15 protein-coding genes are annotated in these 20,260 nt (G+C 68.3%); 7 read left to right on the top strand and 8 right to left on the bottom strand.

Going from position 1 to position 20,260, the window contains the following annotated elements; genetic code table 11:
• The first annotated feature begins 113 nt into the window (after positions 1-113).
• A complete protein-coding gene (locus GLA29479_RS21060) occupies positions 114-1,160 on the top strand; it encodes a saccharopine dehydrogenase family protein (RefSeq protein ID WP_057972752.1) in 1,047 nt (348 codons plus the stop codon).
• A 55-nt stretch (positions 1,161-1,215) separates the two neighbouring features.
• On the opposite strand, the gene GLA29479_RS21055 is transcribed toward GLA29479_RS21060, so the two are convergent.
• Entirely contained in the window at positions 1,216-2,571 is a 1,356-nt protein-coding gene (locus GLA29479_RS21055) for a hypothetical protein (protein ID WP_057972751.1), read from the bottom strand.
• 251 nt (positions 2,572-2,822) lie between these two features.
• Between GLA29479_RS21055 and GLA29479_RS21050 the strand changes: the two genes are divergently transcribed.
• Positions 2,823-4,109: a hypothetical protein gene (locus GLA29479_RS21050; RefSeq protein WP_144436669.1), complete on the top strand. Its 1,287-nt coding sequence runs from the start codon at positions 2,823-2,825 to the stop codon at positions 4,107-4,109.
• A gap of 135 nt (positions 4,110-4,244) precedes the next feature.
• Here the strand turns inward: GLA29479_RS21050 and GLA29479_RS21045 are convergent, their stop codons facing one another.
• A complete protein-coding gene (locus GLA29479_RS21045) occupies positions 4,245-5,612 on the bottom strand; it encodes an alpha/beta hydrolase family protein (RefSeq protein ID WP_057972749.1) in 1,368 nt (455 codons plus the stop codon).
• A 499-nt stretch (positions 5,613-6,111) separates the two neighbouring features.
• On the opposite strand from GLA29479_RS21045, the gene GLA29479_RS21040 reads away from it, so the two are divergent.
• Positions 6,112-7,551: a hypothetical protein gene (locus GLA29479_RS21040; RefSeq protein ID WP_144436668.1), complete on the top strand. Its 1,440-nt coding sequence runs from the start codon at positions 6,112-6,114 to the stop codon at positions 7,549-7,551.
• 80 nt (positions 7,552-7,631) lie between these two features.
• Here GLA29479_RS21040 and GLA29479_RS21035 read toward each other — a convergent pair whose 3' ends face one another.
• Entirely contained in the window at positions 7,632-9,086 is a 1,455-nt protein-coding gene (locus GLA29479_RS21035) for a TIGR04222 domain-containing membrane protein (protein WP_144436667.1), read from the bottom strand.
• Positions 9,087-9,430: 344 nt separating this feature from the next.
• Here GLA29479_RS21035 and GLA29479_RS21030 point away from each other — a divergent pair, with 344 nt between their 5' ends.
• On the top strand, positions 9,431-9,742 hold the full coding sequence (locus tag GLA29479_RS21030; RefSeq protein ID WP_057917740.1) for a DUF2782 domain-containing protein: 312 nt from the start codon (positions 9,431-9,433) through the stop codon (positions 9,740-9,742).
• A 10-nt stretch (positions 9,743-9,752) separates the two neighbouring features.
• Here the strand turns inward: GLA29479_RS21030 and GLA29479_RS21025 are convergent, their stop codons facing one another.
• Entirely contained in the window at positions 9,753-10,565 is an 813-nt protein-coding gene (locus GLA29479_RS21025; protein ID WP_057972746.1) for an isocitrate lyase/PEP mutase family protein, read from the bottom strand.
• A gap of 90 nt (positions 10,566-10,655) precedes the next feature.
• Positions 10,656-11,570: a M28 family metallopeptidase gene (locus tag GLA29479_RS21020; protein ID WP_169795712.1), complete on the bottom strand. Its 915-nt coding sequence runs from the start codon at positions 11,568-11,570 to the stop codon at positions 10,656-10,658.
• Positions 11,571-11,709: 139 nt separating this feature from the next.
• On the opposite strand from GLA29479_RS21020, the gene GLA29479_RS21015 reads away from it, so the two are divergent.
• Entirely contained in the window at positions 11,710-12,357 is a 648-nt protein-coding gene (locus tag GLA29479_RS21015; protein ID WP_031371689.1) for a response regulator, read from the top strand.
• A 279-nt stretch (positions 12,358-12,636) separates the two neighbouring features.
• Here GLA29479_RS21015 and GLA29479_RS21010 read toward each other — a convergent pair whose 3' ends face one another.
• Complete coding sequence (locus tag GLA29479_RS21010; protein ID WP_057972744.1) at positions 12,637-16,038, bottom strand: Rne/Rng family ribonuclease; 3,402 nt, start codon at positions 16,036-16,038, stop codon at positions 12,637-12,639.
• A gap of 501 nt (positions 16,039-16,539) precedes the next feature.
• On the opposite strand from GLA29479_RS21010, the gene GLA29479_RS21005 reads away from it, so the two are divergent.
• The gene (locus GLA29479_RS21005) at positions 16,540-17,496 is read left to right on the top strand and encodes an RluA family pseudouridine synthase (protein WP_057917744.1); all 957 of its coding nucleotides are present in this window, start codon (positions 16,540-16,542) and stop codon (positions 17,494-17,496) included.
• A 153-nt stretch (positions 17,497-17,649) separates the two neighbouring features.
• Here GLA29479_RS21005 and GLA29479_RS21000 read toward each other — a convergent pair whose 3' ends face one another.
• A complete protein-coding gene (locus GLA29479_RS21000) occupies positions 17,650-18,066 on the bottom strand; it encodes an energy transducer TonB (RefSeq protein ID WP_057972743.1) in 417 nt (138 codons plus the stop codon).
• Between the two features lie 7 nt (positions 18,067-18,073).
• The gene (locus tag GLA29479_RS20995) at positions 18,074-18,415 is read right to left on the bottom strand and encodes a 4a-hydroxytetrahydrobiopterin dehydratase (RefSeq protein WP_057917746.1); all 342 of its coding nucleotides are present in this window, start codon (positions 18,413-18,415) and stop codon (positions 18,074-18,076) included.
• Positions 18,416-18,558: 143 nt separating this feature from the next.
• On the opposite strand from GLA29479_RS20995, the gene GLA29479_RS20990 reads away from it, so the two are divergent.
• On the top strand, positions 18,559-19,155 hold the full coding sequence (locus GLA29479_RS20990; RefSeq protein WP_057917747.1) for an NfuA family Fe-S biogenesis protein: 597 nt from the start codon (positions 18,559-18,561) through the stop codon (positions 19,153-19,155).
• Positions 19,156-20,260: the final 1,105 nt, after the last annotated feature.

Raw genomic sequence — 20,260 nt, 5'->3', positions numbered from 1 at the left:
CGCCTGCGCTGCGCCGGGGGCGCATCGCGGCACCTAAAGATTTCGATAGCGCCGCCGTGCCGGTTCGCGGTTTCCTATGTCTGCCCGATCCGCGGGCATCACGGAAACGCACGATGTCGATCAATCCAGTAGCAGCTCCGAATTCCCAGGCGACCCAGAATCGTCGCGTCGCCGTGTTCGGCGCTTATGGCCATACCGGTCGTTTCGTGATCTCGCGTTTGCGCGAGCGTGGTTGGGTGCCGGTGGCCTGCGGCCGCGACGCCGACCGCTTGGCCGCGCTCGATGACGCTTTCCCCGGAATCGATCGGTTCGTCGCCTCCGTCGACGACCCGGGTTCGCTGGATCGCGCGTTCGCAGGCACGGTCGCGGTGATCAATTGCGCCGGTCCGTTTAGCGATACCGCGGTGCCGGTGGTCGAGGCGGCGTTGCGCGCAAAGGTGCATTACCTGGATACGGTGGCCGAGCAGCAGCCCGCGTTGGCTCTGTTCGAGCGCTACGACGAGGCGGCGAAGGCGGCCGGCATCGTCATTGTGCCGGCGATGGCGTTCTACGGCGGGCTGGCGGATTTGTTGGCGACGAGCGCGATGGGCGATTGGGACGCCGCGGACGAGATCTTGATCGCGGTAGGCTTGGACAGTTGGCATCCCACCAACGGCACTCGCGTGACCGGCGAGCGCAACAAGGCGCGGCGCGTGGTGATCTCGAACGGTGCGCTGGATTTCGTGGCCGACCCGGCGCCGACCCGCGACTGGGCGTTCCAGGCGCCGTTCGGGACTCAAGACGTCGTCGGCGTTCCGCTCAGCGAGATCATCCTGATCTCCAAGCATCTGCGTTCGAGCGAAGTGCATTCCTTCTTGAATCTCGTCTCGCTCAAGGACGTGCGCGACCCCACCACGCCGGCGCCGGTTGCGGCCGACAGCAGCGGACGCTCGGCGCAGGTGTTCCTGGTGGAGGTGATGGTGCGCAAGGGCGAGGTGCAGCGTCATGCCAGCGCGCAGGGCCGCGACATCTATGCGGTCAGCGCGCCCTTGATCGTCGAGGCGATGGAGCGGATCGTCGATGGCCGCCGCACTCGCACCGGTACGGTCGCGGCGGGCGAAGCTTTCGATGCGGCGGATTTCCTGGCCGCACTGGCGCCCGAGCATCTCGCGCTGGCCTGATGCGGTCCTGCAGCGCGGCGATCTCGATGGCGATCGCCGCGCTCGAAGGCAGGGCTTACTGCCGCGGCGGGTCGTCTTCGATACGGTTCATGAAGACCCGCTTGAGCAGAGGCAGATCGCAGGCCGGCGCGGTGACGCGATAGCGCGTAGGCGCCTCGTTGCACAGCTTGGGCGTGGGCCCGAGCAGTTTGCCTTCCTTACAAGCCTGGCACATGCGGGTCAGCCCGGCTTCGAGTTGCATCGAGTAATCCAGCGGCCGCGCCGGGAACGTCGGGTCGACCAAGTCGCCGCCGCGGGTGTTGCGGAAGTAGTCGCTGACGTTTTTTTCGATATCGGCTTCGCTCAGCGGCGGTTGCGGGCCGTTGGGGCCGACTGGATAGATCGGCACGATGCCCAGGGTCGGGTTGCGCGGCCACTGGGCGAGAGCGTGGCAGGACAAACAGGACGAGCGCATATTGTCGGCCGGGCCGTTCAAACGCCCCTGGAAGCCCGGGAAGGGGCGATGCAGCCAACTGCCGGGCGCGCCCTGCCAGAGCACGCCGGCAAGGTCCTTGTTGATCCGGCTCTGCTTGATCGGCGCCCACGCGCCCCAAGTCGCATCGTGCACGTTCGGGTCGTTGCCCCACATCAGGCCGACCGGCACCAGGTTGTCGAGGAAGCCGTCGCCGCGGGCCGGGCCTTTCCAGATGAAGGTGCCCATGACCCAGTCGGTTTCGTCCGCATCGGGGTCGCGAATGGCGATGTCGACCTGCAGCAGCTTGAGGCGCTTGGCGCGACTGTTCTTGTCGATCTTGGCGAGCACCGTGGGTGCGCCGTCGAGATAGTCCAGGCCGGTGGCGTTGGAGAACAACATCTTGAACGAGACGGTCTTGTCGGGAAATTTCAGCCCGGCGGCGTCGCGCGCGGGCAGGACTGGATCGCAAGGGTCGGCGAATACTTTGCCCAGCCCGACCGCGCCTTCGCTGTTGTACCAACCGATCGCCCACACGTCGAAACCGCCCGGTGAGGTCGGCGACAGATCGAGCGGATCGGGGCTGCGTTCCTTGGTCAGGCCGTTGACGCGTTCGCGCCCGTTCGAACCGTAGTCCATCCAGGGCGAGATCCACCAGGGCGAACCGGCGGGCATGCGGATCTTGCCGGCGCTGTCGATGTTGATGCCCGAATCGCGGACGTCCTTGAGCACCGCATCGGTGTAGCGCCTCCAACTGGTCTTGAAGCTGATCGACTCCCAACGGTAAGCCGGATGACTGGGAATCGAGGCCGGATAGTCGGTGCGCCATGGCAGCGTGATCTTCTTCGCGGCCGGGTCGTAGGCGGTGCTGTTCTTGGCGTCGAAGCGACTGCAGGTGCCGGCCTGGGCGGCCAAAGGAAGCGCGGCCAGCAGCACGAGTTTGGCGAAAAATCCGTTCATGGATCGATCCTTCCTGGCCCCTGTTTGCCAGATAAACGCCGTTTGCGCGGGTCGGCGGCCAGCGTGGCGAATGGAGCGGGCGGTAGCGAGCGTGGCGAGGCTGTGTTTTTTCTCGAAAGTGAAGCCAGGACGATGGCAAGACGGCTATCGGCCACTCGATGCTCGGCTAGCCTTTGCCGACCGTGTTTCGTCGACCGCTCATCGGAGATCCCGCCTTGACCTTGTTCGTGCGTCACTCATGCCTGTCGCTCGTGCTTGCAGTCGTTGCCGCGACGGCCGCCGCCGAAGCGCCCGATCCCGAAGCCGCGGCGGGTTACATCGCCGAGCGCGACGCAGCGTGTCGCGCCGATGCCGGCCAGCTGTGGGGCGAGCCGCTGTGCGCGCCCTTGCTGCTGGTCGATGCCTCCACCCGTTCGACGGTGGCGAGCCAGGTCGTCGACGGTTTCGCCGCGAAGGGCGAGGTGTTCGTCGGCACCCTGCCGAAAGAGCGCAACGCGGCCAACACCGCGGTGGACTGGAACGGCACGCGGTGGGTGATGGCGCTGTGGCCTTTGCCCGAGGATGCGTTCGAGCGGCGTCAGTTGCTGATCCACGAATCCTGGCATGCGGCGCAGGATCGGCTGGGCTTGCCGGCGCGGTCGCCGACGCTCGCGCATCTGGCCGGCTTGGAAGGACGCATCGCCCTGCGCATGGAATGGCGCGCCCTGGCGGCGGCATTGGGGGCGAGCGACGACAGTGCGAGGAAGCGCGCGATAAGCGATGCATTGGTCTTCCGCGCCTTGCGCCGCGCCGCGACCGTGCCGGCGCGCGAACTCGAGAACCAACTCGAACTCAACGAAGGCCTGGCCGAATACACCGGCCAGCGGCTCGCCGGCCGTCCCGAAGCCGAGGCCTATGCGGCCACGCAATTGGCCAAGCACGAAGGCGACGATTCCTTCGTGCGCAGCTTCGCTTATCGTTCCGGGCCCGCCTACGGATTGCTGCTGGACCGCTACGGCGATTGGCGCAGCGGTTTGAACCCCGATTCGGACCTGGGCGAACTGTTGGCGGGCAAAGCCGGTGTCGTGCTGCCGGGGGATACGGCGACCGCCGCGAAGCAGGCCGGAGCGCGGTACGGCATCGACGCCGTACGCGCCGATGAGATCGGCCGCGATCTCGCGCGCCAACGCCAAGCGGCCGATTGGACCGCCAAGCTGGTCGATCGGCCGGGCCTGCGCGCACCGTTCGTGGCGATGAACATCTCCTTCGATCCGCGCGCGCTGTTTCCGTTGCCGCCGCACGGCACGGTCTATCCGACGCTGAGGGTCAGCGACCAGTGGGGCATTCTCGAAGCGAACGCCGGTGCCTTGATCGACGAGGCGTGGAACCAGGCGCGCCTGCCGGGCCCGGGCCGTCTGCGCGACAGCGATGGCCTGTGGGTGGGCGAGGGATGGACGTTGAAGCTCAACCCAGGCTGGACCGTGAGCGAGGCCGACGGCGGGCAGATCCTGCGGCGCGTCGGCGGCGCGACAGCCGGCACGGCGAGCCGGTCGCGCTAGTCGCCGGGCAGTCACGACCGAAGAAGACCTTCACCGCGGCGGCGAAGGTCTTCGAGTGCGGCATCGTCGGATCGGCCATGGGCACCATGCTCGCATCGATGCGAGCGCACGTCCGGTCATGCCCTCAGGGCGTGTTCAATGCGAAACCGGCAAGCGCACGGCGCGTCCGTAGCGCCTGCCGTCGAGCTTGCCGTGCTTGATCCAGTCCAGTTGCAGGGGGATATAGCCCTCGGCCATGCGCGTGTGCAGGCGCTCGCCGCTGGCATCGGTCTCGAATTCGAGAATGCCGTGGTCGGCCTGCGGAAATACCGCGCCCTCGATCGGGCGGCCCTCGGCGGCGAGTCTGCTCAAGCGCAACTGGGTTTCCTGCGAAGGCGCCTCGGCGTCGTCGCCGCCCAGGATCCACATCTGCGGCTGGGTCAGCTTGCGCAGCACCGGCATGGGGTCGTAAGTCCAACTGACGTCGCTGTCGAGCATGGCGATCTGCATCAGATCGTCGCCGCGGCGGCGCTGGACCACATCGCCGGTGTATTCGCCCTTGAGCGCCTGCCACCACGGCTCGTGCTGGTATTGCGCACGTAATACGTCCAACTCGTCCCAGCCGCGCTGGCCCTTGCTCGCGGCGAGCAGGCCGGTGGCGTCGCTGACCCGGCGCGCCTTCGCCAGCGTTTCGGCGTCGCCGAAACCGGCCGCGCGCAGGTCGGCGGCGACCTGATCGCGGTCCTCCGACAGCACGCTGTCGGCGAGGCCGAATACGACCATGACGAACTGCGCCTGAGGCGTCTTGCTCGCCGCCAGCGGCGCGACCCAGCCGCCCTGGCTGCTGCCATGCAAGCCGATACGCGAGATGCGCGCGCCGCCGAGCCGACGGGCCTCGGCGAGCGCGGCGACGGCATCGTCGGACAGCAGGTCGAAGTCCTTGGAGAACTTGCCCTCGGACCCACCGGTGCCGCGCTTGTCGTAGACGAACACACCGACGCCCTGCGACGGAAACAGGTTCTGTTGGAAATAGGCGTCGACGCCGGACACTTTCTCGGAACCGTGCACCAGCACCACGACCGGCACCTTGTCCTGGCCGCGCGGAAGCACCAGGCGCCCGCGCAAGCTCAGGCCATGGCTGTCGAAGCGGGTCTCGGCGATGTCGAAGCCGATCTTCCTGCCGCGCCGGCCGTCGAAGCGGATACGCGACTGATTGCAGGTGCCGAACGCTACCCGGATGCCGTCCGGCTGCCCGGTCCAGCCGCGGGTGCTGATCCAGGCGCCGTTCTCGCGTACCAGCTTGCCGGTGCGCCCGTCGAGCAGGCGCCAACGCAGCTTGCTCGGATCGTCGGACGGCATCACGCTGACGACGCGGCCGTCGTCGAGCCGGTAGGCGCCGACGTGGCAGCGCGCATCGGCTGCCTTGGAACTCTTGGTCGAAGCAGGGGCCGCGTGCGCGCTGGCGCACACAGCGGCGATCACGCTGGCGATCGCGACAGCGAAGCAGAGTCGGAACAGATTCATCGGCGAGTCCGTGCAGGGAGACTGCCGAATGTGATGCGGCAAGCAAGCGAAAGGTTGTAGCGCACCACCACCCGCGAATACCTGCACTTGCCGATGTCTGCGACGACTCCGTGCGGAACGCAGCCACGATCACGAAAACACATCTGGACACGTATCGGATCGCCGAAGCGCCGGGCGCATCACGTCGTCCGTTGCGGCGGCCCACTAGCCTTGGCCGCTGCTGGAAGGCGTGCATGCGGTATCGCAGCGCCCGTTGCGCAATGGGGATGTTGCCTGCGATTCGAGCAGGACAGATTCGAGCAGGGTGGGGATGGCGTGCAGCGGCCGGAGCGTATCCGGCCGTGCCCCGTCGTGGCCGGCTGCGCCATGCGCTGCGATCCGTCGGGGCTCGGCCTTGCGGCCGAGCATGGCGATGCCGTGGTCGCCGTCCAGCGCACGCAGCCTCTCCGGATGCTTCCGGAGTCGGCGCTCTCCGTTTCGTAACGACCAAGGATCATCGATGCTCCGCACAGCGAATCCCCCATCGCCCCGCCGCCGCCTCAGCGGCGCGTTGATCGCCATCGTCGCCGGTTTGTTCGCGGCCGGCTCCGTGTTCTCGGTCAGCGCCGCCGACCCGACCGCGAATGTATTCGTCGATTTCACCGCGCATGGCCAACCCACGTCCGAGTACTCGCTCGGCGGCACGATTTCGACCTACTCCGACGGCGGCACCAACCTGATCAAGGGCAGCAACCGCACGCTGTGGACGCAGTACCTGCGCGACCTGGGACCGCTGGTCTGGCGGGTGCCGCTGTTCCATCACAACGGCCAGGTCGGTTCGTCGGCCGGCAACATCCACGGCGGCAACGAAGGCGAAGCCTACGTCCGCGGGATCAAGAGCATCGGCGGCATTCCGATGATCGCGGTCGGCGGTACGGCCGGCGACAACGACATCCGCGCCAGCGACGCGGCGGCCTTGGTGCGTTACTTCAACGACAACGGCGGCCAGCGCGGCGGCCCGGTGGCCGACTACATCATCGGCAACGAGCCCGACAACGGTTTCGGCGTCGGCAACTACATCGCCGGCGGAAACGGCAGCGACGGCTTCCACAACATCGCGGTGGCGATGCGCCAGGCCAGTGCGCAGCCGTTATCGCTGGCCGGGCCGTCGCTGGTGACCTGGGCCGACTACAAATACGGCGATTTCCGCCAGTTCTTCGCCAGCAGCCACGCCGATACCGACGTGGTCGATTTCCACAAGTACGGCGACGGCCAGCCGCTGGGCAACCTGGGCGTGACTTCGCAGTACGGCGACGCGATCGCCTGGCTGCGCAACGAAATCGACCTGAGCTTCGGCGACCGCGCCGGCGGCATCGCCATCCAGGTCGGCGAGTTCAACTACCACACGCGCTACGATGCGCAGTGGCGTAATTCGTTCTACACCTCGCGCAACGTCGTCCACACCGCATCGGTGATCGGCCACGTGCTGCGTGCCGGCGGCAGTGCCTATCAGTACTCCGACAACAACGGCCCGTTGGGATTGATCAGCGACGGCACCGACCTCAACGATCAGCCCGGCGGCCGCCACGTTCGCTTGCCGGCGTATTGGGGCGTGTCGGCCTGGAGCGGGGGTGCCTGGTCGCGGCGCTACGGCCAGACCATGGTCGCGGCGACGACGGCGGTGCCGGACCTGGAAGTGTTCGCCACCGACAATGCCAAGAAGATCGTCTTGATCAACAAATCCGAGACCACCGATCGCCAGGCGGTGCTCGCCCTGACCGGCAAGAGCAGCGGCACCTACACGGCGTGGCGCTACGGCCGCGGCATGGACCCGGCCAACTTCACCAGCGGCGCGCAGTTCCTGCCGCCGCTGAAGATCGCCACGGCGAGAGCGTTCTCGCAGGGGCGGGTGGTGGTGTCGGTGCCGTGGATGAGCGTGGTCGTGATCAACGTGGATTGATGCATCGGGTCACGGCGCTCGTCTTAGCCGGCGAGCGCCGTGGCCGCAGGCGCCGGTGCGCGTCGCCGCGAAGCTGTCGGTCAACTTCCGCCGCAGCCACCGCAGCCGCCGCCGCACCCACCGCCGCCGCCTCCGTCGCCACCTCCACCATCGCCGCCACCTCCCTCGTTGTTGAACGAGGAGGGCGTGCGGATCTGTTGATAGTCGGAGAACGGGGTGCCGAACAGCACCGCCGTGCCGGCCAGTGCGACCGTGGCGGCCGGGTCGGCGCCGTCTGTGCGTCGTTGCTTGGCGGCTTCGTACAGTTCCCAGTCGCCGGCCCAACTCAGGGGCCGGGCCCGGGTCGAAAGCGCTCGATACAGCGCCATGAGAAGGGTGAGTACGGTCAGGGCGATCAGGAATCCGACCGGGCGTTGCAGCTGCAGGCCGATGCCGATCTTGCACAGGCCCAGTGCGGCGACCGCGGCCAAGGGCAGGGCCGACAGTCTCGCCGCCCAGGCTTGCTGCTGCGGGCTCATCAGCCAGCCTTTGCGGAGCAGCGTTTCCTCCAGCGTGCGATGGCGCTCGCGCAACGCCAGCAGAATGCGCGCGAGGCTCTGTTTTTCGGCGATCACATCGAGCGCTTCGCGCAACACCGGCGGTAGCGTCTCGGCTTGTTCCGGGGACAGGCGCGGGCGCAGCCACACGCGATCGTTCTCGTAGGCCTGGCGGGCCTTCTTGCGGTCGTAATCCAGGCTGACCGCGTCGAGCGCGAGCAGGTCGACCACGATCGCATCGGCGACCCGATCGCTGCCGCCGGACAGATAGGCCTGTTCCCAACGATCGGCCTGGTGACTCGACCTCGGGCTCTGCGGTCCGCGCAGGCGTTGCCGCAGCCAGGAGCCCGCGATCGACGCGGCGATCATCAGGGCGATGAACCAGATCAGGAACATGCCGCCGGTCCAGTGCAGCGGGTTGACCTCGCTCGCGCTCAGCGCCATCAGCGCATACAGGCTCACGACGACGATCATGCCGAAGCGCATCGGTCGCCACGACGCGCGCGGCTCGGCGAGCGCGACGCTCGCCGCCGCCGCCGCCGGCGGCCGCGGTGCGCGCGGTTCCGGCCAGAACCGGCTCGGCGGCAGGCCGAAAAAGCGCCGGTAGCTGTCCAAGGTGTCGGCGTACTGCCGTTGGTGTTTCAAGTCTTCGCCGCGGCCGCCGCGCGAAGGCACGTGATGCAGGTCGTACTGCAGTACCTCGTTGCAGAAACGCTCGTAGCGTCGGGTGTCGACGATATGGGTGTGCCAGACCTCGTCGACGAGCTCGCTGGGCGTGACCGCATGGGCGACGGTGACGGCGAGAAAACAGAAACGGCGGTATTCGTCGAGCGCCGCTCGCGCTTCGCTGAGAGCGAGCAGGGAAGTCGTGGCGACGCGGGTCAGGAATTCGTTGGAATCGTCGTCGTCGAATCGGTAATCGCACAGACGTTGCCACAAGGCCCGCTGCGCTTCGGTCCATCCGGCGGTATCCGCCGGCGCTCGGTTCGGATCGTTCATGATCATCCCTCGGTAGTCCATCCATTGAACTGCCTGCATATCGACCGTGGCGGCGCATGCGTCAGGGGACGCGCCGGTCCGGCTTGCGGCAAAGCTACGGCAGGCGCGGGCGCGGCGGAATAGCCCGTTGCGGCTAGCCGGCGAGCGGGCCCGCCGGTCGACGGGATTCGGCGCAGCCTGGTGGTTTGGGGGCAGGAGCGGCGCAGGCCGCGACCGCGTTCCTGCCGCATGCGTCGTTACCGCGATGTCGCGGTCGCGGCTTGCGCCGCTCCTACCCGGAAAGCGCCATGCTGTGTCGGACTGCTGCCCGGGTATAGTCCGAGGCGAATCGCAAGGAGACTGCCATGCGCTATGCCGTGCTGACACTGGCTCTGGCCACGCTGGCGGCCTGCGCCAGCCTGCCGGACCCGACCGCGGGCCTGGTCGACCCGCAGGTGCGCGTGCGTTATGCCGGCGACGACGTGATCCGCGAATATCGAGAGCCCGGACAGCCGGGACGCATCGTCAAGATCACTCCGGCGAACGCTCTGCCGTTCTATCTGTTCGACGATGACGACGATGAGCGCATCGACCGGCACCTCGGCGATATTCCGCCGAGGTACCAGGATGCGCTGAGGTTCAAGGTCCGTTTCGAGGATTACGGATTGATGCGCTGAGCGGCGCCGCTCAGCGATCGGCGAACAGTGCGTTGAGTTGCGAATACGCCATGACGTCGGCGCCGAGCGGGCGCGAGTCGCCGTCGCTGAGGAAGCCGCTGGCCAGCGCGCTCGTTCGCGCGAATACCGATTGGGAAATGTCCGAGCCCGCGCTCAGGCGGCGCACGCCCCAGCGTTCCAGTTCGGCCGCGGCCGGCAAGGCCGGACGCGCGAGCAGGTTCAAGGGCAGGCCGGCATCGGCGGCGATCGCGCGTACTTCGGTTTCGTCGGTCAGGCCGGGCACGAACAGGCCGTCGGCACCGGCGGCGCGATAGCGCGCAGCGCGTGCCAGGGTTTCCTCGACGCGGCGTTCCGGCGGCGCCAGGCCGCGCAGATACACGTCGGTACGGGTGTTGACGAACAGCGCCACGCCGAGGCGTGCGCTGGCGCGCTTGATGTGTTCGATCTTCGCGCACAGCAGCTCGGGATCGCCGCCGCCGTCTTCGAGGTTGATGCCGACCGCGCCGACGTCGATCAGGCCGGCCACGGTCTCGGCGACCGCGGCCGGATCGTCGGAATAGCCGCCTTCGACGTCGACGGTGAGCGGCACGCGGATGACGCGGACGATGTCGGCGATGGTCGCGACCAGACGCCGCACCGGCAGCAGGTCGCCGTCGGGATAACCGTGCGACCAGGCGACGCCGGCGCTGGTGGTGGCGACCGCCTTGGCGCCGAGGCTTTCGATCAGGCGCGCGGTGCCGGCGTCCCAGGCATTGGCGAGCAGCAGCAGGCCGTCGCGGTGCAGGCTGTGGAAGTGATCGGCTCGTTGGGCTTGTGCGCTCATGCGAAAGATTCCGGAAGAAGGAGGCGAGGGCGTAAGAATCTCACGCCGCGCGCCCGCAGACTCGCCGTTTTCGGCTATCGACGTGATCGATCAATTTTGAGCCGCATCCCACTGTCGGATCGCCCGTTCGACCGCGTCGACGCCGCGAGCGGTGGCGGCCGCGTCGATCTGTTCGACGGTGTCGTTGCTGCTGTGGATGACCTGGATGACCTTGGCCTGGGTCGCGGTTTTCTCGCCCTTGAAGAAGGACAGGATCAACGGCACTTCTTCGTTGCCGATCAGCGAATACGACACCGCCGGCCAGCCGGCCTTGATGAAAGGCAGGTGGTCGCTCGGCGGGTACTCGCGGCCGGCGGACAACTGCAGCCCGGAGGCTTTCACCGCGTCGCGGCTGGCGCCGACCAGGGCGCTGTTCGCGTCGGGCGTCATCATCCACAAAGTGTCGCCCCAGCCGAACACGTCGAAATTGACGTACAGCGCGGGCTTTTCGCTGCCCTGGGCGATGTAGGCGCTGGAACCGAGCAGGCCGGCTTCTTCCAGGTCCCAGAACGCCACCGCGACGCGATGGTGGGCGAGCGGCTTGTGCTTGAAGCGTTCGGCCAGGGCCAGCACGGTGGCGCTGCCGGAGGCGTTGTCGGTCGCTCCGTGGCCTTCGTCGACCTGGTCGAAATGCGCGCCGAACAGCAGCAACGGCGCTGCGCCGGCGCCGGAGACTTCGGCGATCAGGTTCTGCCCCTGTTGCTTCTTCGCGGTTTCGAAGGCGACCGCTTTCCACTTCAGGCCCAGGCCGTCCAGACGCTTTTCGATCGGCGCGCGGCGGTTGCCGGCACCGGCCTGCGACAGGCTGCGGACATCGCCGAGCCACGAGTCGGTGGTGGTGGCCGGCGCGCTTGCGGGCGTGCCGGCAACGGCAGCGGCTTCGCGTGCGCTCGCGCCGGTCATTGAAAGCAACAACAGGGATGTGACGACGGTTGTGACGATCGGCGAGGGTTTCTGAGAACGCATTGGGTCTTCTCGAGAGAGCGTTGGAGGGCCGGATGTGAAGCGCATTGTGCCCACTTTCACATTATGAATGCCTTGCACCGCACCATGCCGGCGCGTAGCCTCGTTGGCGTTGCAGGTCTGGGTCGTAGGGGAAGGGACAATGACTATCCGTGTATTCATCGTTGACGACCATGCGTTGGTCCGCACGGGCATGCGCATGATTCTGTCGGCGGAGACGGATATCGAAGTGCTCGGCGACGTCGAGAGCGGCGAAGAGGCCATGCCGCTGATTCGCAAGCTCAAGCCCGACGTGGTGCTGTGCGATCTGCATCTGCCCGGCGTGAGCGGGCTGGAAGTGACCGAGCGCATCGTCAAGGGCGACCACGGCACGCGCGTGATCATCGTCTCGGTGCTGGAAGACGGCCCGATGCCGAAGCGTCTGCTCGAAGTCGGCGCGTCCGGTTACGTCGGCAAGGGCGGCGATGCCAGCGAATTGCTGCGCGCCATCCGCGATGTCGCCCGCGGCAAGCGCTATCTGGCCAGCAACATCGCCCAGCATCTGGCGCTGTCGAACATCGACGGCGGCAATTCGCCGTTCGACGAGCTGTCGCCGCGCGAGTTGGAGATCGCCTTGCTGCTGGTGCAGGGCTTCCGCCAGGAAGAAATCGCCAAGCGCCTCAGCCTCAGCGCGAAGACGGTCAACACCCACAAGACCCGCTTGTTCGAGAAACTCGCGATCACCGACAGCATCGCGCTGGCCCGTTTGGCCGCGCAGTACGGACTCGCCGATCCCGCGCATTCGCTGTGATGCGGCTGCGCCGGCGCTGAGTGCGCGCCGGCATCGCTCGAGGGCGCGCGGCCCCGGTTGCAGCGGCCACGCCGTTGTTCACCCTGGCGCGAACGAGCCTGCTTGTTCGCGGGGTCGATCCACAACCGAGGCCGGTGATCTCCGGGGGCGCTGACCGGTGTGTGTCGGCGGCTGCGAGACAGCGGCGCCGCCAATCCGACGCAAAAAAAACCGGCCGCATCAGCGGCCGGTTTCTCGGTGGTTACGTACCGGATTAGGGTCCGGCTGGAGCGTCGCCGGTCAGGCGCGACGCTCGTCGTCGGACGACCCGTCGGCCGCATCCTGCTCGCCTTCGACGGCGGCATTGGCCGCGTCGGTGCGGGCCGGTTCGACCGGATGAGGCAGGGCATCGAACAGGCCAGCGGTGCGCGGCGTCGTTGCCGGCGCTGCGTTGCCGGCGTCGGCCTGGGCCGGTTCGACCGGAGCAGCCTCTACCGAGATGGCTTCGGCGGCAGCGGTGTCGGCGGCCTTCGGTTCGACCGAGCCGGTCGCAGCGGAAGCCGCAACGGCCGGTTCGACCTGTGCCGGGCGGGCCTCGGCCTTCGGGGCTTCGGCGACCGGCTGGACCACGGTCGGTTCGACCGGGGTCTGCTCGATCACGGCCTGTTCGACCACGGTGTCCTCGACGCGGGTCTCTTCGACCAGGGCCGAAGTCGACTCGACGACGGGTTCGACGTCCTCGTTGCGCGGCGCCGCAGCCTGCAGGGCAGGCTGGTGCGGGGCAGGCTGCTGCAAAGCCGGCTGCGCCTGTTCGATCGCCGCGACGGCGCTCTGCGCAGGCGTGACGATTTCGGCTGGCACCGCGACCGTTTCCTCGGGCAGGCGGGTGATGACCGGCATCGCCGCCTCCAGCACGGGCTCGGCGACCGGCTCGCTCACGACCGGCTCGGCGGCGACATAGGCGTTGCGCGAGGGCTCGACCCGGACCGACTCGATCTGCGGCTGCGCGGACGACGGCTCGCTGACCGCGGCCTGGGCCTCGTGGCCGAGGTTCGCGAACGAAGCCTTCGGCTCGACCGCCGTTTCCGGGGCCGGGCTGAACACGCGGCTGGCGGCGACGGCGGCAACGGCTGCGGGTGCAGCGACTGCGGCGGCCTGGGCGCGCGGCGCCGGTGCGCTGCCTTCGTCGTCGAAGTCGAACTCGGGCTGCGAACGGTTCGCCGCGGCCGGGGCCGCCGCGGGTTCGCCGCCGATTTCGTCTTCGTCGTCGAACGCGTTGTCGTCCTGGCCCTGGCCTTCGCCACCGACAGCGGCTTCGCCGTTGCCACGACGACGGCGGCGACCACCGCGGCGGCCACGACGGCGACGGCCGCCGCCTTCGCCTGCGGCTTCATCGGTGTCGCGCGGCTCGCTGCCGGCGTTGTCGGCGGCGACGGCCGCGACAGCGGCTTCGGTTTTCAGTGCGGTCTCGTCGCTGACGCTCGGCACGGTGGGCACGGCGATCGGTGCGCCGGTGCTGGCCGATGCGGCGGCCACGGCGGCCGGCACGATCGCTGCGGCGGCGACGGCTTCGGCCGGAGCCGGAGCGTCCTGGCGCGGCGGCCTGGGTTCGCGCGGCGGACGCGGGGTCCCGCCGCCGGCCTGGGCGGCACGCTCTTCGTTCTGCGGCTTGGGCGGCTTGGGCTGTTGCGCCTGCTGCGCTTGCTGCGGCTTCGGCTGCTGCTGCGTTTGCTGCTTCTGCTTGGGCTGCTGCTGGGCGGCCTGCGGCTGGGCGTTCTGCGCCGGCTTGTCGCGACGTTGCTCGTCGCGACGCGGTTCGTCGCGGCGCTGCTGCTCGTCGCGGCGACCGCCGTCGCGTCCGCCTTTGCCGGCATTGTTACGGTTCTCGCCACGGCGCTGGCCGTTGCGATCGTTGCGGCCACGGCCTTCGGAGCTGCGCGCGGCCGGCTCGGCCGGAGCCGGAGCGGGCTGCGAGGGGCCACGGAAGATGCGCAGGATGCGCTCGACCAGGCCGACCGAATGGGTCGGAGCGGCGACCGGCGCCGGTGCCGGGGCGGGAGCCGCGGCCACGGCGGGCTCGCGGGGTTCGCGCAGCGGAGCCGGCTGGAGCGGCTTGACGTTGGTGACGATCGGCGCATCCGGAATGTTCAGATGGGCCTTGGTCAGCGCATGCAGCGGCAGCTTGCGCTGGGTGCCGCGCTGGTAGCTGGGCTTGGACGACTCTTCGCCGATCTCGTTTTCGCGCACACGGGTGACTTCGTAATGCGGGGTCTCGAGCTGCTCGTCGGCGACGATCACGATCGGCGCGCCGTGGCGCTGTTCGATCTCGGTCAGCGCGCGGCGCTTCTCGTTGAGCAGGTAGTTGGCGATTTCGGTCGGGGCCTGCACCAGCACCTGTCCGGTGTTCTCCTTCATCGCATGCTCTTCGGCGATGCGCAGGATCGACAGCGACATCGACTCGACGCTGCGCATGCGGCCGTGGCCGTCGCAACGCGGGCAGACCAGCTGGCTGGACTCGCCGAGCGAGGGACGCAGGCGCTGGCGGCTCAGTTCGAGCAGGCCGAAGCGCGAGATGCGGCCGATCTGAACGCGGGCGCGGTCCTGCTTGAGGGCGTTCTGCAGGCGGTTTTCGACGTCGCGCTGATGGCGGTTGGAGGCCATGTCGATGAAGTCGATCACCACCAGGCCGCCGAGGTCGCGCAGGCGCATCTGGCGCGCGACTTCTTCGGCCGCTTCCAGGTTGGTGTTGAACGCGGTTTCCTCGATGTCGCCGCCCTTGGTCGCGCGCGCCGAGTTGACGTCGATCGCGGTCAGGGCTTCGGTCTGGTCGATCACCAGGGCGCCGCCGGAGGGCAGGCGGACGGTGCGCTCGTAAGCGTTCTCGATCTGCGACTCGATCTGGAAGCGGTTGAACAGCGGGGTGTCGTCGGCGTACTTCTTCAGCTTGCGCAGGTTGTGCGGCATGACCTGCTCGACGAACTCGCGCGCTTCGGCGTACATCTCGTCGGTATCGACCAGGATCTCGCCGATGTCCGGACGCATGTAGTCGCGCAGGGCGCGGATGATCAGGCGCGATTCCTGGTAGATCAGGAACGGGGCCTGCTTGCTCAGGGCGGCGTCGGTGACGGCCTTCCAGACGCTGACCAGGTAGTCCAGGTCCCATTGCAGCTCTTCGGCATCGCGGCCGACGCCGGCGGTGCGGATGATCACCCCCATGTCGTCGGGGATGGTCAGCTTGTCCATCGCGTCCTTGAGCGCGGCGCGGTCCTCGCCCTCGATCCGGCGCGAGACGCCGCCGGCGGTCGGGGAGTTCGGCATCAGCACCATGTAGCGGCCGGCCAGGGAGATGAAGCTGGTCAGGGCGGCGCCCTTGTTGCCGCGCTCTTCCTTGTCGACCTGGACGACGATTTCCTGGCCTTCGCGCAACAGCTCGCGCAGGCCGGCCTTGTTATGGTCGACGCCGGGCTGGAAATAGTCGCGGGAGATTTCCTTCAGCGGCAGGAAGCCGTGACGGTCGGCGCCGTAGTCGACGAACGCCGCTTCCAGCGAAGGTTCGAGCCGAGTGATGCGGCCCTTGTAGATGTTGGACTTCTTCTGTTCCTTCGACGGCTGTTCGATATCGATGTCGTACAGGGATTGGCCGTCGACGATGGCGACGCGCAGTTCTTCCGCCTGCGTCGCATTGATCAGCATGCGCTTCATTGTTGCGTTCCTCGCGCGCTCTACCGCGCGGAACGCCATGGCGTTTCGCAATCTGGGAACTGAGACTTCGCCGTCGCGATCGTCGGCCGCAGCGAATGCGGGCCGCCCGCGCGCCGGCGAGGTCTCCACTACCAGCGCTACATCACCACGGCACGCCGCGGGAGCGCTTCTTACCTACTCGGTTCTTTCGGGGCCGGCGACGCGAACGTCGCTCGGGGCGGGCGGCGGCGCGTCGAGCCGGCTCTCAACGAGCCTCAGGCTTGGGCGCCGCACGGGTGTTCATCTCGACGGTTTGACCCATCGGGCGCTGGCCGGTTCCGCCGGTCCGTCGCTGCTAACATGGCTACCCCGTGGGCAGTGGTTAGACGCGGACCGGAATCGCGGGAGGGGCTTTCGGCCCCGTACCGAACCGCACGCTTGTCAGGCGACGCGGTCGGGTACAACTCCCAGCGAAATCAAAACCTTATCTCGCGTCGCGAGTGTAACAGATAACGCTTCGGGATGACCCAGACAGCAAACCCCGGTAATACCGGCGCACGGACTGTGCGCGTACCCGAAGATCGTGAAGGTCAACGGCTCGACAATTTCCTCCTGGGCCAACTCAAAGGTGCGCCCAGGTCCTTGATCTACAAGCTCGTGCGCTCCGGCCAAGTGCGGGTGAACGGCGGCCGCGCCAAGGCCGAGCGCAAGCTCGAGGCCGGCGACGAGGTGCGCATTCCGCCGGTCCGTCTCAGCGAGGCCGGCGACAAGCCGACCCCGCCGAAGGGGTTCATGGACGCCCTCGACGCGGCGATCGTGTTCGAGGACGCGCGCCTGCTCGCCCTGAACAAGCCTTCCGGGGTCGCCAGCCACGGCGGCAGCGGCATCAGTTTCGGCGCCATCGAGACCCTGCGCGCCCTGCGTCCGGGCCAGACCCTGGAATTGGTGCACCGGCTCGACCGCGACACCTCGGGCCTGCTGATCGTGGCCAAGAAGCGTTCGGCGTTGACCGAGATGCAGGCCCTGATGCGCGAAGAGGGCGGCATCGCCAAGCGTTATCTGGCGCTGCTGACCGGGCGCATGCCCGAGGGCGTGATGAGCGTGGATGCGGCGCTGCACATCGGCCTGCGCCAGGGCGGCGAGCGCCATGTCCAGGTGCATCGCGACGGCAAGCCCTCGCTGAGTCATTTCAAGGTGCTGGAGCGGCGCGGCGGGCAGTCCTACTGCGAGGTGCGGATCGAGACCGGCCGCACCCACCAGATCCGCGTGCATGCCCAGCACATCGGCCATCCGGTCGCCGGCGACGACAAGTACGGCGAGGTCGAGGCCAACAAGCGCCTGCGCGAGCAGGCCGGCCTCAAGCGACTGTTCCTGCACGCCTCGACCCTCGAGTTCGCGCTCGACGGCGGCCGCGAGCCGTATCTGCTCAATGCGCCGCTGGCGCCGGAGCTGGTCGAGGTGCTGGACCGCCTGGGCTGAGTCGACGTCCCCGCGCAGCCGCTGCCTGCGGGGAGCGGCCCGGGGCATCAGGCTTCGCTGCAGGGCGCTGCGGCCTGATGCGACTACTCAGAACGAACAACGCCGGCTCAGGCCGGCGTTGTCGTCTGGCTGGATTTACTGCGCCGAGTGGCCTCAGCCGCAGTGTTCCGGGCGCGTCGCCGGCGAATGGAAGGTCACCGGCACCTGGATGTCGGTCGACACCGGCTTGCCGTTGCGGGTCGCGGCCTCGAAGCGCCAACGCTGCACGCCCTTGATCGCGGCCTGGTCCAGCGCCGGGGTGCGGCTGCTTTCGAGCACGTCGACTTTCTTCGGCTTGCCGTCCGGGCCGACGCTGAGCTGCAGCACGACCTTGCCGCCGATCTGGTCGCAACCGATCTCCTGCGGGTAATCCGGCGGCGGCGTGTCGACCGCGCGCAGCGGCGTGGACGGAATGATCGGCGCGTCCGCGGCGCGTTCGCCGCAGCCGGCGGCGAACAGGGCGAGCAGGGCGGCGCCGAGCAACGGCACCAGGCGCGGCGAGAGGCGGGAATTGCTGCGGATTGGGTTCATGGCGGGATCAACCGGTCAGAGCGTCGGCCTTGGCCGCGCAGATGAAGTCGTTCTCGCTCAGGCCACCGACGTCGTGGGTCGAATACCGCACCACACAACGGTCGTAGTGGACGCCGAGATCGGGATGATGGTCTTCGCGATTGGCCATGAAGGCCAGGGCGTTCACGAAAGCCATCGTTCGATAATAGTCGTCGAAACGGAAGGTCCGGGTGAGGGCATGGCCGTCTTCGGCGAGCTCCCAGCCCGGCACCTCGGGCAGCAGCTCGCGGATGCGGGCTTCGCTGAGCTTGTGTTCGATGCCGCGGCGCACGATGCAGTGAGCCTGGGACAGGGGGATCAGATCGTTCATGCTGCGGACTCCTGGGCGGCCCGGCGATGGCGCCGCGGCATAGCAATGCGCGGCGACCGCGTTCCATGAACGGAATCGTATCGCCGACGGTCGTAGGATGCATACGCGGCTTTACGCCGTGCTGACCCCGTTAGAATAGCCCGATGATCAATATTTCCGAATCCGCGCAAAACCACTTCCGCAAGCTCATCGAGCGCGAGGCCCTGCCGGGGCTCGGAGTGCGGCTGTCGGCGGTGCATCCGGGTACGCCGCGCGCGGACGTGCGCCTGGAGTTCGCCGAACCGGCCGATCTGGCCGGCGACGAATGGGCGGTGGATTGCGAGGGCTTCACCCTGTGGCTGCGCGCCGACAGCGTGCAGTACCTGGACGGCGCGGAGATCGATTACGAGGTCAAGGCCACCGGCGGCCAGTTGCAGATCCGCGCGCCCAAGATCAAGGGCGAGGCGCCGACCGATTCGGCTTCGCTGGTCGAGCGGGTGCGCTGGGTGGTCGAGCACGAGGTCAACCCGCAGCTCGCCCAGCATCGCGGCCATGTCTCGGTGCAGGAAGTGACCGCCGACGGCGTGGTCGTGCTGCGCTTCGGCGGCGGCTGCCACGGTTGCGGCATGGCCGACGTGACCCTCAAGCAGGGCATCGAAACCACCTTGATGACCAAGGTGCCGGGCGTGACCGCGGTACGCGACGCCACCGATCACGAGACCGGTGACGCGCCGTACATCCCCCGAGACACCGCCGCCTGATTCCGGCGCGGCGCAGCCTATGCCCACCGCCGCCTCCGTCATCGAAGCACTGCAACGCCGGTTGCGGCTTGCCGTGCGACGCGATTCGCCCGCGCCGGGGGAATTCCCGGCGGGCTGGCAAAGCTGGCTGGAGTCGTTGCAGGAACGTAGCGGCGCGGTGACCGGCGCGACCTCGGACGCGCTGGTCGCGGTGATCGCGCAGCGGCCCCTGGCGCAACCGCCGGCGCGCGCGGCCATGCTCAATCGTTGGCAGGCCTTCGCGACCCTGTGGCGCCAGCAATGGCAGCCGCCGGAGCGCGAGGAGCGCTGGCTGCGCTGGATCGCCGGCGCGTTTTCGCTGGTCTGGCATATCTTCGTCGCCGGCCTGCTGATTTGGCTGATGTATCTGCAGTTCTTCGCCACCCGGCCGCCGCCGGAAGGCGAGAACGTCACCATGATCGAATACATCGGCGAGGGCACGCCCAAGGAACCCGGCGGCGGCTCGCAACAGCCGAGCGATCAGCCGCAGGCCGAGACCCCGCAGGCGCAACAGCCCACCCAGCAACAACCGACTCCGGCCGAGCCTTCGCCGCCGCAACTGGCTGCGGATGCGCCCTTGCCGACGCCGGAACTGCAGGCGACCTTGCCCGAGGTGCCGCAGCGCGACGTGCCCGAGCCGCAGCTGCCGGCGCCGACCGTCGAGCAGCCGGTGATGGTCAGCAAGGAAGTGCCGGATTCGCCGCAGATCTTCGTGCTGCCGCCGACGCGTCGCCGGCTCGACGACACCCCGCGCGTGCCGCAGTTGGAAGCCAAGACCCAGCCGGTGCCGTCGCTCGACGTGCCGGCGCCGGTGCAGCCGATCGCGCGCGAATTGCCGCAGCGCGAGATCGCCGCGCCGAGCATCGCGGTGCAGCCGCGCGAAATAAGCGTGCGCGACGTGCCTGCGCCACTGTCGCGGGTGCCGGTGCGCGAGTTGCCGACGCCATCGATCGCGCCGCCGCCGGTGCGCTCGACCGCGCCACAGGTGCGCATCGCCGACATCCCCGCGCCCTCCGCGGCCGCCTCGACTGCGCCGCCGAGTACCGCGCCGGCTGCGCCGCCGTTTCCGGCCTCGGCCGCGGCCGCC

It is taken from the genome of Lysobacter antibioticus (assembly GCF_001442535.1).
Lineage (GTDB): Bacteria > Pseudomonadota > Gammaproteobacteria > Xanthomonadales > Xanthomonadaceae > Lysobacter > Lysobacter antibioticus.
This window is presented reverse-complemented; position numbering and strand designations above follow the sequence as displayed.

Bases quoted from the DNA above. Each gene is read 5' to 3' on its own strand.
- GLA29479_RS21000 (WP_057972743.1), bottom strand. From the start codon at position 18,066: ATGAACCCAATCCGCAGCAATTCCCGCCTCTCGCCGCGCCTGGTGCCG.
- GLA29479_RS21025 (WP_057972746.1), bottom strand. From the start codon at position 10,565: ATGAGCGCACAAGCCCAACGAGCCGATCACTTCCACAGCCTGCACCGC.
- GLA29479_RS21060 (WP_057972752.1), top strand. From the start codon at position 114: ATGTCGATCAATCCAGTAGCAGCTCCGAATTCCCAGGCGACCCAGAAT.
- GLA29479_RS21055 (WP_057972751.1), bottom strand. From the start codon at position 2,571: ATGAACGGATTTTTCGCCAAACTCGTGCTGCTGGCCGCGCTTCCTTTG.
- GLA29479_RS21035 (WP_144436667.1), bottom strand. From the start codon at position 9,086: ATGAACGATCCGAACCGAGCGCCGGCGGATACCGCCGGATGGACCGAA.
- GLA29479_RS21040 (WP_144436668.1), top strand. From the start codon at position 6,112: ATGCTCCGCACAGCGAATCCCCCATCGCCCCGCCGCCGCCTCAGCGGC.
- GLA29479_RS20995 (WP_057917746.1), bottom strand. From the start codon at position 18,415: ATGAACGATCTGATCCCCCTGTCCCAGGCTCACTGCATCGTGCGCCGC.
- GLA29479_RS21005 (WP_057917744.1), top strand. From the start codon at position 16,540: ATGACCCAGACAGCAAACCCCGGTAATACCGGCGCACGGACTGTGCGC.
- GLA29479_RS21045 (WP_057972749.1), bottom strand. From the start codon at position 5,612: ATGAATCTGTTCCGACTCTGCTTCGCTGTCGCGATCGCCAGCGTGATC.
- GLA29479_RS21030 (WP_057917740.1), top strand. From the start codon at position 9,431: ATGCGCTATGCCGTGCTGACACTGGCTCTGGCCACGCTGGCGGCCTGC.
- GLA29479_RS21020 (WP_169795712.1), bottom strand. From the start codon at position 11,570: ATGCGTTCTCAGAAACCCTCGCCGATCGTCACAACCGTCGTCACATCC.
- GLA29479_RS21015 (WP_031371689.1), top strand. From the start codon at position 11,710: ATGACTATCCGTGTATTCATCGTTGACGACCATGCGTTGGTCCGCACG.
- GLA29479_RS20990 (WP_057917747.1), top strand. From the start codon at position 18,559: ATGATCAATATTTCCGAATCCGCGCAAAACCACTTCCGCAAGCTCATC.
- GLA29479_RS21010 (WP_057972744.1), bottom strand. From the start codon at position 16,038: ATGAAGCGCATGCTGATCAATGCGACGCAGGCGGAAGAACTGCGCGTC.